12 protein-coding genes are annotated in these 13,998 nt (G+C 49.0%); 1 reads left to right on the forward strand and 11 read right to left on the reverse strand.

Going from position 1 to position 13,998, the window contains the following annotated elements:
• Positions 1–70 precede the first annotated feature (70 nt).
• On the forward strand, positions 71–925 hold the full coding sequence (locus FGS84_RS21630) for a hypothetical protein (protein ID WP_138310394.1): 855 nt from the start codon (positions 71–73) through the stop codon (positions 923–925).
• Between the two features lie 72 nt (positions 926–997).
• On the opposite strand, the gene FGS84_RS21635 is transcribed toward FGS84_RS21630, so the two are convergent.
• The 11 genes from FGS84_RS21635 to FGS84_RS21680 all read right to left on the reverse strand — a co-directional run bounded on the left by FGS84_RS21635 (position 998) and on the right by FGS84_RS21680 (position 13,909).
• Complete coding sequence (locus tag FGS84_RS21635) at positions 998–2,443, reverse strand: ATP-binding protein (protein WP_138310446.1); 1,446 nt, start codon at positions 2,441–2,443, stop codon at positions 998–1,000.
• 211 nt (positions 2,444–2,654) lie between these two features.
• Entirely contained in the window at positions 2,655–3,788 is a 1,134-nt protein-coding gene (locus FGS84_RS21640) for a mandelate racemase/muconate lactonizing enzyme family protein (RefSeq protein ID WP_138310395.1), read from the reverse strand.
• A 70-nt stretch (positions 3,789–3,858) separates the two neighbouring features.
• Positions 3,859–5,094, reverse strand: a complete 1,236-nt coding sequence (locus tag FGS84_RS21645) for an MFS transporter (RefSeq protein WP_138310396.1) — start codon at positions 5,092–5,094, stop codon at positions 3,859–3,861.
• 154 nt (positions 5,095–5,248) lie between these two features.
• Positions 5,249–6,712 carry a HAMP domain-containing sensor histidine kinase gene (locus tag FGS84_RS21650; protein WP_138310397.1) on the reverse strand — a complete coding sequence of 488 codons (1,464 nt, stop codon included), beginning with the start codon at positions 6,710–6,712 and terminating at the stop codon, positions 5,249–5,251.
• Positions 6,709–7,374, reverse strand: coding sequence for a response regulator transcription factor (locus FGS84_RS21655; RefSeq protein ID WP_138310398.1), 666 nt, complete (start codon positions 7,372–7,374; stop codon positions 6,709–6,711). Before FGS84_RS21655 ends, FGS84_RS21650 begins: the two co-directional genes overlap by 4 nt.
• An 18-nt stretch (positions 7,375–7,392) precedes the next feature.
• Positions 7,393–7,566 carry a hypothetical protein gene (locus FGS84_RS31835; RefSeq protein ID WP_279232845.1) on the reverse strand — a complete coding sequence of 58 codons (174 nt, stop codon included), beginning with the start codon at positions 7,564–7,566 and terminating at the stop codon, positions 7,393–7,395.
• Between the two features lie 11 nt (positions 7,567–7,577).
• Positions 7,578–8,966 carry a BCCT family transporter gene (locus FGS84_RS21660; protein ID WP_279232846.1) on the reverse strand — a complete coding sequence of 463 codons (1,389 nt, stop codon included), beginning with the start codon at positions 8,964–8,966 and terminating at the stop codon, positions 7,578–7,580.
• A gap of 254 nt (positions 8,967–9,220) precedes the next feature.
• Entirely contained in the window at positions 9,221–9,697 is a 477-nt protein-coding gene (locus tag FGS84_RS21665) for a DUF1284 domain-containing protein (protein WP_138310399.1), read from the reverse strand.
• A gap of 30 nt (positions 9,698–9,727) precedes the next feature.
• Positions 9,728–11,167, reverse strand: coding sequence for a phosphoglucomutase/phosphomannomutase family protein (locus FGS84_RS21670; protein WP_138310400.1), 1,440 nt, complete (start codon positions 11,165–11,167; stop codon positions 9,728–9,730).
• Between the two features lie 16 nt (positions 11,168–11,183).
• Complete coding sequence (locus FGS84_RS21675; RefSeq protein WP_138310401.1) at positions 11,184–12,836, reverse strand: iron ABC transporter permease; 1,653 nt, start codon at positions 12,834–12,836, stop codon at positions 11,184–11,186.
• Entirely contained in the window at positions 12,830–13,909 is a 1,080-nt protein-coding gene (locus tag FGS84_RS21680; protein WP_138310402.1) for an ABC transporter ATP-binding protein, read from the reverse strand. Before FGS84_RS21680 ends, FGS84_RS21675 begins: the two co-directional genes overlap by 7 nt.
• Positions 13,910–13,998 lie beyond the last annotated feature (89 nt).

The following is a 13,998-nucleotide window of genomic DNA, read 5'->3' on the forward strand; positions in this document are numbered from 1 at the left end:
AAATCGTTCCTTCCCCATGTTACCCTTAAGGCAGAACGCAAAGAGTATCGTCAAAGGGGAGGCAGACAATATGAACGTGCAGATGATAGAACAATTTATCTGTTCCAAATATACGGACCAGCAAAAATGCGAGGATGGTCTTTTTATCAGTGATGACTTCATTGCCGTCATAGACGGTGTCACCAGCAAGGGGGCGCTGACATGGCCGGTACAGACAGAAGGCGCGGCCGGTACCCTTCCTTCCATGACCAGCGGCCGCTATGCCAGGGAGGTACTGGAAAAGGCCCTTAAAGCCATGAAGCCCAGCATTGATGCCGCCTCTGCCATAGAATATTTAAACCAGGCTCTGGCAGCAGCCGGCACCAGCCGCCGGGATTATCTGAGGGACCATCCTGAGGAACGGCTCCAGGCAGTGGTCATCCTGTACAGCTGTCACAACAGGGAGGTATGGGCCTTCGGAGACTGTCAGTGTATGATTGGGAATACGCTTCATACCCACAGCAAGGAAATTGACAGTCTTATGACAGAAATCCGCTGTCTCTATGACCAGGCAGAACTGATTTTAGGTGGGTCCGAGAATGAATTGGCAGAGCATGACCCTGGCCGGGTCTGCATCCTTCCTCTGCTGCGCCGCCAGTTTCTGCTGGCCAACCAGGACTGCCCCTATGGTTATGATGTGCTTGATGGTTTTTCCATTCATGCCCACCATGTATCCATTTATCCTGTCCTGCCCCAAACCCAGGTCGTCCTGGCCAGCGACGGCTACCCTGCATTAAAAGGCACTCTGGCTGAAAGCGAGGAGGCGCTTAGGGCGCTTCTGCAAAAAGACCCCCAGTGCCTCCGGGAAAACAGGGGCACAAAAGGGCTGGTAAAAGGCAACCAAAGCTTTGACGACCGGACCTATGTGCGGTTTATGGTTTTATAATCGGGAGCTGATATGCGGTAAGAGCGCCCCCTGTATAAACAGAGGGCGCTCCTGCCAGTTATCATTTGTACATTATTTTAATATATATATTCTCGCCCTTCTCTCCCCCTGCTCCTGCAATATCCCATCCTCTGACATCTGCTTAAGAATTCGTTTGGTAGTTGATTCAGCAAGTCCCAGAATCGCGCGCGCCTCTTTATTGGAAATCATTCCATACTCTTTTACATGGTTAAGAATCAGTTTCTGCCGTTCCGTCTTTATCGGCTTTTTACCGGTCTTTTTTATGGACCCTTTATCGGCTTTTTTTATCGGCTTTTTATCGGCTTTTTTTATCGGCTTTTTACTCTTTAGACGATAGAGATTCACTCTGAAGGTATCACCAATTTCAAAAAAATCCGGTTTGGGCAATCCATACTCATTTGACCGCTTTAGAATACGGCGTATTCCAGTTCCCCATTCCTCAATTAATTCCATCCGGCTGAATACCTCCGCAACCGCACGGTTACGAATTTTAGAACGCCCGCTCATAGCTTCCTCCAGTGTCAGGCCACCATAAAGCATTCCCGGAGAGGTGACTTCCAATCTGTCATCATAAAGTGCCACCTGCACACAGGAATTATCCATGAAATTCCTATGACACTGGGCATTAATAATCATCTCCCTGATTGAACCTATCGGAAGCTCATAACGTTCCTTACGAACCAACCCGTCAATCTCCGCACTCCGGCTTATATGTCTTAATACAAACTGATAGGCACCTTCTATCTGCTCATATAAAGGTCCACAAAACTCCTTTTTATCGATAAATTCATCACGGTCCATTCCCTTAAAGAGAGCGCATTGAATTTTGGCAAATGGGAAATAATCACTTGTGAGTAAAACAAACGCATTTGTAGGAAGTATCTCACCCTCTGCCTTTTTCAAAATTTTCCAATTTAACAACTGTTCTTTTGTCACCCTAGATACTGCATTCTTCTCTTCCTCGGTATCTGCCGCATTGACCATATAATTGTGTATATCCTGACATAACTTTTCTATTGCCTCATCTGATACATGGTATCCAACACAGGTCAGCTCATCCCAGGACAAATTTAGACCTTCCAACTCCAGTTCCTTAATTTTATATTGGTCAGCGGGACGGGATGTTCCTGCAACACGAAGATAAGTCCCCTTCTCTTTACCAATATGTTTCAGATAATATGGACGGTTGGCACCTGGATAAATTTCGACTATCACGATACACTTACCGTCAATTGTCTGGAATGTTATGTCCGGAATAATTTGAGGCTCACAACAATCAGAAATCCCATTGGCTATACTATCCATTATATAAAATACTGCTTCTTTATCAACACCAATAATTGTTCTGGTTTTATCATCAATGCCAATCATTAACTTGCCACCGCTGGTATTAGAAAAAGCAATGATGGACTTCATGTATTTATCACTTCTTTTCGGAAGTTCGGATTTAAACTCTACATTTTTTGATTCACCTTTTAAGATATCTTCAAGTGTCATCTCCAACGTCTCACTTCCTTTCTATGCCCAAATTCAATCTCTCCTGCGTTTTACCAATATCTTATCTCTTCAAGTGTACAGTGAATTATTTTATTTGTCAAATTATGCTTTTTTCCTTATTTTCGTTTGCCTCCATCTGACAAATATAATACACCTGCCAAAGCAAGAGCGCCCCCTGTATAAACAGAGGGCGCCCTTACCGCACCTACACCTATTCACCTACATAAAAATCCTTAATCTCGTATTCCCTTAAAGCTTCCTCATCCGGCTCAAAGCCAAGTCCCGGCTTCTGGGGAACATGCATGTAGCCATCCTTGTCAACTAATACCCTGTCCTCCTCCTTAAGGATATAATCCCTGCGGTCAACCGTCCATACAGGCGGGTCAAAGGGATATTCCAGATATTCCGCATCGCTGACAGCACAGGCCATATGAAGGTTGGCCAGAAGTCCCACGCCGTTGGACCAGGTGTGCGGACAGAACACAGCTCCCTTGGACTGCACATAGTCGGCAATCTTCTTAGTGCGGGTAAAGCCTCCGCACAGCACCGTGTCAGGCTGATACACATCATAGCTTCCCTTATCCGCCAAATCCCTGAAATCGTGCCATCTGCGGTTCATCTCGCCGCCTGCAATACGAATATCCGTCATCTCCCGCAGGCGGGCCAGGTTGTCGTAATCCGCGTGATGGAGCGGCTCCTCCAGCCAGTATACACCCAGCTTCTCCAGTTCCCTGGCCACCTTGACCGCTTTTTTCAAATCCCAGATACGCTCCACATCCCACGGCATTTTCCAGGCCTGGTTGCCGTCCACCATGATTTCCATCTTATCGCCAATAGCCTTCCTGACAGCCTCTATGACCTTGATATCCTCCCTTACCTCCTCATGATGGAAACGGATTTTCATTGCCTTAAATCCCATGTCCACATATTCCTTAGCCTTCTCAGCCCTTTCCTCAGCCGGAATCCTGGCGCCGCAGGAGCAGTATGCCTTTATCTTATCCTGCTTCCCTCCCAAAAGCTTATATACAGGCTGCCCGCATTTCTTTCCTATGATATCCCACAGCGCAATATCCAGAGGCCAGCACCTTCCATAATGGAAATCAATGTTGTCAATGACCTTGTTATGGTTTTCCATCTCAAACGGGTCCTTGCCGATAAAGAATTTCTCATGTCCCGCAAAGCCTGTCATAAGGTCGCCGGAGCCAATTCCCGTAATTCCCTCGTCCGTGTATACATAAACAATGGTAGATGCAAACTTTACACGGGGATTCGGGTCCCATGATGCCAAAAATGGCGGGTCCAATGGCTTTGCATACTGTTTGATTTCAATGCCTGTGATTTTCATAAAATACCTCCATACTTATATATGATTTTTATTTTTTCTGTTTAAGCTTATAGCTTCCCGGGCAGCTTTCTTATCCCTTAACCGGGGTCTTTCTGATACTCTTAATAAGGATGACTGCCACGGCAGCGCCAACGATACATGTACCGATGCCGTACAGGAACATGGAACGGTACCCCTGGACCCCCTGGTCAATCCAGCGTCCAATCATAGTGTACAGGAACACGTCCGGAAGATAACCGATGCAGGATGCCATACCGGAGACCGCGCCTGTAACTGAACGGTCTATCTGGGCCTCATCAATAACTGCAAAATAAATGCCTCTCACCGCGTACACGGTTACATTTAACAGGATGAAGTCAAAGACACAGAGCATGGCCAGCGAAGGCTGCTGAGGTGTCAGCAGGAATACAATCAGGAAGGCGATGATAGCCGTATATCCCAGCAGGACTGTCTTTATCCTGGAGCCAATCTTATCAGCCAGGAAACCGCCTGTGATTCCGCCTGCAAACTGTATGATGTATCGGATGCCTCCTATCTGGACGCTGAAATTCTTGGACATGCCGTATACGGATACCATGTAAGGCGGCAGGAAACTGAGGATTGCGTAAATGGAATAAGCGGTAAAGATTATGAGACAAATCATCCACATTTTCGGCATCAGAAGTACGCTCTTAATCTGCTGCACCAGGCTTGTGCCGCTTGCCGCATCCTCCTTCTTATCCTTAATCAGGAACCAGAGGGCGATACCAACTATGATTGCCAGAAGGGCATAGGAGCGGATCACCCAGCTCAGTCCGAACTTGCCGCCTCCCAGGCTGTTAAAAAGTCCCAGAAGCACAAACACTGCCGTGGCCGACACAACACCCCTGCCCCCTTCCAGGATGCCGAACAGCCTTCCCTGCTCATTGCTGTCCCCCAGACACCGCACCGCCTTGATAAGCGCGGACCAGTATGTAAGCACGGTGGTTACGCCGAAGGCCGCAAATATCAGCCTCATTGTGCCGTAGCTTGGGAAGGTGGAAAACAGAAGTCCCACCAGGCCCGTGGATATAAAGGAAATGGTCAGCAGCTTTCTTGGGGACACACGGTCTGCAATCCACCCGCCGAAGAAATAACATATCATGGAAATGGTTGCGTAGGATGTGGAGAGCGCCCCGAATTCCTCATTGCTTAGATTAAGGGCCTCCACCAGCGGAATATAAAATGTATTCCGGATATAGGGAAGCTGGAAAATGACACCAGTACCGCAGCAGAGCACCAACAGGGACGTCCACTTTTTCACATCAAATTTTTTCTTACTGTTCACTGTAAAACCCCCTTTGTACAGTCTTTACTTGTTTTTTGTTGATACGCGTCTCAACTTGTCTCCCATTATAGCGGATAAAAATCAAACTGCTGTCTTCTTGTTCAAAAGACAACAGTTTTGTTACAGCTTTGATACAATCCGCCAAAATTCCTTGTTATCTTATAATATTTGACGCCTCGTACATCCACAGAGTGTCCGGTTTAATCTGGTCTGTCTGGTCCGGCGACTCCAGACGGAGGTAGTCCCCAGCCGGGAACCCCATGGTGACCGTGGTATATACTCCCTCTGCGCTCTCGTATTTCAGCGAACCGTGATGATGCTGCATCACCGACTTGCAGATGGCCAGTCCCATGCCGAAACCGTCCTCCCCCTGGCTGTGGGCCTTATCTCCCTTATAAAACGGCTGGTCTATCTTATCCAGAATATCGGCCGGGATTCCGATTCCATGGTCCGTTACCCGGATAAATGCCAGGGCGTTTTCTTCCCCGGCCGCCCTGATTTCAATCAGTCCCCCTTCATGGGAAGCCTTAATTGCATTGTCCAGCACGTTTTCCATCATGGTAATAAGCAGCTCCCTGTCCCCATAGCAGAATATGCCCTCCGGGATGTCCGTGGTAAAACGGATTTCTTTCTGGTTGGCTTTCATCCGTACTGCCATCAGCGATGTCTCCAGCATTTTTTTCACATCCTGCCGTTCAATATTCAGCAGTCCCGGCTGTATGCGTGACAGCTTAATCATTTTCCGGGTAATGGAATTCAGCCTTTTGCCTTCCTCCAGGATATAGTCCAATGCCTGTTCCTGAAGCTCTTTATCACAGTCGTGGTTTTTTAGCAGTTCCGCATAGCCTATGATGGATGTCAGCGGCGTCTTGATTTCGTGGGTCAGATTGCCCACAATCTGTTTGTAATCATCAATGTTTCTGTTGATGGCAGCAGACATGAGATTGAAATTATGGGACAGCTCGCTGATTTCATCCTCTCCCTCCACGGGCAGCTTAAGGGGAATGGATTCCTGAGCCATGAGTTTTGCCGCCTCATTCAGCCGTTCAATGGGAGAGGTAATCCTCTTTGTTATCAGAAACATAATCATGGCTGTAATAAAAGCCTGAAGCAGGCACAGGGCAAAGAAAATATTCAGCTGCATGTCGCAGGATTTATATATATCAGATAAATCCTTAATCATCACTACCTTATACATCATATTGTCATATGGAAATTCAGACTCCACGTACAGATACCTGGAATCCCCTATGTCCTTCATATAAGTGGGCGTATAGGCTGCCTGCCCCTCCACAAAGGTGTAGCGGGGAGCCGGGGGGAACTTTTCAAAGCTGTCATATGTAAGCCTCTCCCCGGCCCATACCTGCAGGTACCGTCCCTCTCCCGCCAGCTCCTCCCTGAAACCGTCCATGAACCCTGACAAGCCTTTTCCGGCCTCTGACTCCTGAAAAAAATTCTCAATTTTCCCCGCGTATACGGACTGGTAATATTCCGTCCTCTCCATCTCTCCTTCCAGCGTAAAGTGCAGTCCTGTCACCACAAGATAAAATCCGCAGAAAAAGAAAATGGCCACGCTGGCTATGAATGCGCCCAGGAATATTTTCTGCCAAAGTTTCATCTGTCATCACTCCCCTTAAGCAGATACCCCACCTTGGTAACAGTCTGTATGATGCCTTCCCAATCCAGCTTTTTCCTCAGCCTCTGGATGTGGATATCCACAGTCCTGGTTTCCCCCACATAGTTATATCCCCATACATCGGAGAGGATTTCCTTTCTGGTCAGCACCTTGTCGCAGTTGGAGCACAGATAATACAGCAGGTCAAACTCCTTGGGAGTCAGCTCCATTTCCTTTCCGTCCTTAAGCACACGGTGCAGGTCAGGGTCCACACTGATGTTCCTGACATTGAGGGACACGGGACGGCGCCTGCACCGGCGCAGCACCGCTCCCACTCTGGCTAAAAGGTCCATACTGTCAAATGGCTTTGTTATGTAATCATCGGCTCCCACCTGGAGGCACTGGACCTTGCTGCTCAAATCATCCAGGGCAGTCACCACGATAATGGGCATCCGGAAATCCTTTACCCTGGCCAGGATATCAACCCCGCTTACCTTTGGCAGCATCAAATCCAGAATCAGCAGGTCAAAGGGTTCTGCCTCCAGAATCTCCAGTGCAAACTCCCCGTCATAAACCTGGCTGGTATCGTATCCGGCAAAGGACAGGTGGGTCTTAATCAGGTTGGATATGGCCTTATTATCTTCTGCAATCAGTATCCGGTACATGCTTCTCATCCCCCTATCTTACATTTCGTCATTTGTATTCTGGCTGCACTTATCGTATTTCCCGGGATTGCGCATTATCTTAATCAGTGCTGCGCAGGAGGCAATCTGCAGGAACATGGAGGGAAAACCGCCTATGCTGGCAAGAGTCTTTGCGCCTCCCACTCCTGTGAACACAGCCATGACAGCCGCCATAATGCCGATTATCAGGCCCCAGAGTATCTTAAGGCCACCGGGGCCTCCATCTCCTCCTCAGACATTCCGCTGGTGCACACAGAAGCAATTGCATTGGTATTGGAATCAGCGGCAGTGACAAAGGATATGAAGGTGGCAAGCACAAACACAGGAATACACAGCTGACGCAGGGGAAGCACCTCGAAAAGCTTATATACAATGGATTCTGCCCCGGATGTCTCCAGCAGCGGAATCAGGCTCTCCTGCATGTGCATATGGATGGCGGTGCCGCCGAATATGGAAACCCAAATCATGGAAAAAACAGTGGGCACAAACAGGTTTATGATAATACAGTCTCTTATTTTATATCCTCTGGCCAGTTTCCCCAGGAACAAGGCTGTAACCGGCGCCCAGGCCAGGTAACTGGCCCAGTATCCCACCTTCATATTCCCCAGGCTGGACCAGGAGCTGTTGCCAAGATTCATGGAATCCGTAAACAGATTGCGCATGAAAAAGGAATCCATCAGCTCTCCCACTGATTCCGTACCAAAATTCAGGATAAATTTTGTGGGACCAAACAGGAAAATGAACAGAATCAGAAACGAAAATATGTATACATTAAAGCTGGAAAGCCACTTAATCCCCTTCATAATGCCGGACGACGCCGATATGGTATAGACCAGTATAATGGCCGACATAACCATTATCAGCATAATGCTGTTGGTGGGTATGCCTGTTATGTTGGATACGCCTCCTGCCACGGAAAAAGCTCCTGTGGACAGGGAACCGGACATGCCGGCGCAGAGTATGAAGATACAGAGAGCGTCAATGCCGTCCGCCAGTCTTCCCTTTGTGGCCCGTTCCCCCAGTAACGGAGAGATGCAGGACCCCAATGAAAATGGTTTCTTCATATTGTAATAGGTAAATGCAAACACGGTTGCCGCCAGGGCATAGATTGCATAAGGTGTGATTCCCCAGTGCAGATACATCTGGGCCATGGCAAAAACAGCTGCCTGGGGCGAGTTTGGCTCAATATCAAAAAAGGGCGACGGGTCGCTCATGAGATAAAGCGGCTCTGCCGCTGCCCAGAACATCAGGCCTGCCGCAATGGTGGTACACAGGCTGATAGCAAACCAGTTGAATTTGCCCAGTATTGGTTTGGCGTCTTTTCCGCCAATAACCGTGTTGCCGAATTTAGAAAAGCAGGCATAAAAACAAACTCCCACTGCCGCCAGTCCATAACCGGAAAACAGCCATTTAAAATTGCCCCAAATCCAATCCTTTACCCCGTTGACCACCTTCAAAAAGGCATCCTGGGACACAAACCCCAGTATCAATACCATTAACAGTACCAAAAACGGCGGCCAGAATACCCAGCCCCTTAGCCTGCTCTGCCTTTTTCCCCCTGACATGTTCCCCATTTAACAGTACCTCCTCATCTTTTGTCCCGTCTCCTTTACTGCCGGAGACGTTTAACCTGTGGTTGTATCATTTAACCTGTAAACTAAAGTAATTAGGCTCATTATATCATTTGTACACGGAACCCAGAAACAATTTTACAACTCTGATACAAAAACCAGGCAGATTATCCGCCAAAAAAAGGCTGCGTTTCCACCGGCCAATGCCGGTGAAACCACAACCTTTAATCATAGACCGGTACCTTAAAACCGGCTGCCTATTCACTTTGTTTATCCAATCCCAGATATTTCCTCACCCCGGCCGCAAACAGCTGCTCCCTTTTTACGGCCGTATCCGGGTACACCTCAGCCTCCTCCTTCCACACATCCATTACAAGCCCCGGCCGCGCCCCCATCATACTGCAAAGTTCTTCAGCCGTGTAAACCGCATCCTCACACAGACCCAGCATGTCCATGATACGGTGGTCCAGCATCTCATTATAGCTGTTCTTGGAGCTGATTCCTTTTATGTGCGAAATACAGTCCGTGCATTTCCGGTCACTGCCCAGGAACCGGCAGGGCCTGCATATGTCATCTGCCCCGGCTGTAACTTTTATCTGCTGCTGGCGGTTCTCTATTATCCCGTTTGCCGCCCTGTAAAAATCATGGCCGTAATCCGTATCCGGTACAAACACCTGGATTCCGCCTCCAAGCAGCTTGATAATATCCATAAAATGATGGGGTTTAATAACCATTTTAATATCTCCTGTTCATCCGGAATCTTTCTACAGCCCCAGATACTCCTCAAACAGATTGCACACCCTGACCGCATCCGCCTCATGTTCCATCTCGCAGAATATGCGGAGCAAAGGTTCTGTGCCTGAAAACCTGGCGATTACCCAGCCTCCGTTCTTAAAATATACCTTGCATCCGTCAATATAGGATACATGGTCTGTCTCAAAGGGCAGCTCCGGCAGTTTCTTTTCCTCCATAAGGATGTGATGGATACGCTCCTTTTCCTCCGGCGTGAACCTGTAATCACGCTCCGCCATGTGGATGGCCCCGTACTCCTTTCTGATATCCGCTGCAATCTCCGACAGCTTCTTGCCGCTGACAGCTATCATCTCCACCAGAAGGGTGGCTGCATAGATGCCGTCTTTACCGTGTATATGGCCTTTTACCGTCAGACCACCTGAGGACTCACCGCCTATAATGGCGTCTTTCTCCTGCATTTTAGCGGATATATGCTTGAATCCCACGGGCACCTCGTAGCATTTCTGTCCAAAGCTCTCAGCCACCTTATCCAGCACATGGGTGGTGGCCAGGTTGCGCACGGCAGGTCCCCTCCACCCCTTGTATTTCAGCAGATAGTAGTAGAGCATGACCAGTATGTCGTTTGCATGGAGATAATGCCCCTGGTCATCAATCACTCCCAGCCTATCCGCATCCCCGTCCGTTGCAATACCGATATCACAATAGCGGTCCAGCACATAATTCTGCAGATTCCGCAGGGTCCGCTCCGTGGGCGCGGGCATCTTTCCGCCAAAGAGGGTATCGTGCCTGGAGTTAATGGTTTCTATGGTGCACCTTGCAATGGAAAGAATGGTGCTCAGGGCCGTCAGGCTCACACCGTACATGGGGTCAATGGCAATACGCAAATCCCGTTCCTTGATGGCATCCATGTTAATCACGGAAATGATATTATCCAGGTACTCGTTCATGGGATTAATTTCCCGGACCATGCCCTGCCTTACAAGCTCCAGATATGAGGGCGGGGGCATCTGCCCGTTTTCCTCCTCATTTGGCACGTAGAGCTCCTCCGCCTGTTCCAGGTAATACTCAATTTCCGAAGTCTGTTTCTCATCCGCATCCCGGCCTCCGTAGGTAAACACCTTGATACCGTTATAGATGGCCGGATTATGGCTGGCAGTCACCATCATGCCGTAGCTCAGTTCATGCTTCATCACATAGAACATTACCAGGGGGGTGGGCGAGCTGCGGTTTACAAACCACACACGGATTCCCTGATTCCCAAATATCTCGCAGGACCATATGATGGCCTCCTTTGAAAGAAACCGCCGGTCATACCCCATGACAATGCCCTGGCCCTCCGCTCCCTCTGCCTTCATCTTAAGGCATATGGCCAATGCCAGCTTCTGTATGTTCTCTTTTGTAAATTCTTCTCCAATAATGGCTCTCCAGCCGCCTGTACCGAACTTTACCATATGTTTTCTCCTAACACTACACGATTGACACCTTTCCTTTGCTCACCTTCAGGAAGATAAGCAGCATGACCACTGTGCTCACAGTCAGTATTGATGCCAGGGCTGCCGCTGTGCCGTAACTGTTGCGCACCACCTCTGTATAGATGGCCACGGAAATGGTACTTGTCTTGCCGCCGTAGAGCATGACGCTGGATGACAGCTCATTGATACAGGTAATCCAGCTGAGAATGGCTCCGGACAGGACGCCGGGCGCCATAAGCCTTGCTGTCACCTTGCCGAAGGTCTTCATAGGAGACACGCCCAGGCTGATGGACGCCTCCTCCACACTCGGATCCATCTGCTGCAGGAAGGCGCTTCCTGACCGGACCGTGTAGGGCAGTTTCCTGACCACAAAAGCTATAATGATAATCAGGGCCGTACCTGTCAGGATGACAGGAGGCTTATTGAATGCAACGATTAAGCTGATACCAAGCACTGCTCCGGGAATGACAAAGGGGAACATGATGATTAAATCCATCAGCTGCCCGGCCAGACCCTTCTGCCGGACCACGATATAGGAAATCAGCATACCCAGCGCTATGATAAACACAATGGCAATGGTGGAGAATACAAAGGTATTCCTGATGTTGGTCCACAGGCGGTTGAAAATGGTAATGTAGCTGCCAAGGCTGAATCCCTTCTGGAAGCCTGTGAAATCACACTTGATAAAGCTGGTGATAAGCACCACAATCTGGGGCAGGATTCCCACAAAAGTAACCAGCATCACAGGGAAGGTCACCAGGAAACGCTTCAATCCGTGCAGCACCTCTTCCTTGGGAGGACGCATGGCTGTCATGACATAATTCTTTCTGGATACATAATACTTCTGCACCAGCAGAACGGTTGTGGAACAGATTACAATGATAACAGACAGGGCACTGGCCAGGTGGGCGTTGCCCCCAATCTCACTCATGTATTCATTGTATACCAGAACCGGAAGCACCATATATCCCTCGCCAATCAGCATGGGCGTTCCAAAATCAGCCAGGCTGGTCATAAACACCATGATGGCTCCTGCTGCGATGGACGGAAGCACCACTGGCAGGGTAATGGTCCACAGCCTGCGCAGCTTATTGCTGCCCAGATTTTCCGCGGCCTCCTCCAGGCTTGAATCAATGCTTCCCATGGCCCCTGAGGTATACAGGTACACATAGGGGAATAATTTAAAGGTAAATACGATGATAATGCCAATTTTGCCGTAAATGCTGGGCAGATGGATACCGATATTTGCAAACATGCTGGTGATGAAACCGGAACGCCCGAACAGGGTAATCCAGCTGTAAGCCCCGATAAAAGGAGGACTCATAAGGCTCATGATGATGAAAATATGGATGAACCTCTTTCCCACTATGTTATATCTGGACATGACATAGGCTATGGGCACGCCTACCACCAGGGTGGTCAGTGTAGTTACAACGGACACGAACAGGCTTCGTCCGAGAGCCGTGTAGTAGTACTTCTTAGTAAAGAACCGGATATAGTTCTCCAGGGTAAAGCCAGCTGCATTTTTTGAAAAGAAGCTTCGTGTTATCAGGGTACAGAAGGGATAAAACAGGAAAATCAGCATGAATCCCACTACCAGCACCTTGACCCAGAACCAGAAATCCAGCTTTTTCCGCGATTTTACCATGAAATCACCTCCTGGGTCTGGGCATCGTACACGCCTACAGCATTGATATCAAAGTTTACCTTCACCCTCTGCCCGTCAGGACGCAGCTCACGCACATCCTTTGTGTACTCGTTAAGCTGCACGGTCTGGCCGTTATCCAGTTCAATTTCATATTCAATGAAATCCCCCAGGAAGGTGGATATGACAATTTTTCCCGGCAGTCCTTCCTTCTCGTCAAAGAACAGCTGCTCCGGCCTGGCTGAAATAATCCCCTTTCCCTTAAAGGGGGCCTTAAGCCTGCATGTGATGGTGCACTCACCCTTGATGTCCAGGATAGCTGCCTCCGGATGTTTGCCGTCCACATCACATTCCACAAAATTGGACACGCCGATGAATCCTGCCACAAAGGTGTTCTGAGGCTTCTTGTATATATCCTCAGGGGACCCCACCTGCATCACGTCCCCCTCTTTGATAACTGCTATGCGGTCTGAGATGGCCAGGGCCTCCTCCTGGTCATGGGTCACATAGATGGTGGTGATTCCCAGCCGGCGCTGGAGCTTCTTGATAACCGTCCTCATCTGTACCCTGAGCTTTGCGTCCAGGTTGGACAGGGGCTCATCCATCAGCAGTACGCCGGGCTCTATGACAAAGGCCCTTGCAAGGGCCACCCTCTGCTGCTGTCCTCCTGACAGCTCATTGGGCTTTCTGTCCTTTAACTTCTTAATCTGAACCAGGTCAAGGGCCTCATCCACCTTGCCTGGAATCTGGTCCTTTGGATACTTCTTTGCCTTTAACCCGTAGGCCACATTCTCCGCCACAGTCAGATGGGGGAAGATGGCGTAGTTCTGGAACACCATGCCGATATCTCTCTTATGGGCTTCCAGATTGTTGATGACCTTGTCGTCGAAGCAGATTTCCCCGCCATCCACGCTGTTAAACCCTGCTATCATCCTGAGCAAGGTGGTCTTGCCGCATCCGGAGGGCCCCAACAGTGTAAAAAATTCGCCCTGTTTTATCTCCAGATTCACTCCTTTTAACGCTGTAAAATCACCGTACCTCTTAACGGCGTCCTTTATGATAACTGCATGGCTCATACCAGTCTCCTCCAATCATACCCTTTACGTGAAAGACTGTCCCGCCCTTCCGGGTCCGGACAGCCTTTTCACCATGTTCCTCTGACAGT

The organism is Clostridium sp. 1001271st1 H5 (assembly GCF_005845215.1).
Lineage (GTDB): Bacteria > Bacillota > Clostridia > Lachnospirales > Lachnospiraceae > Enterocloster.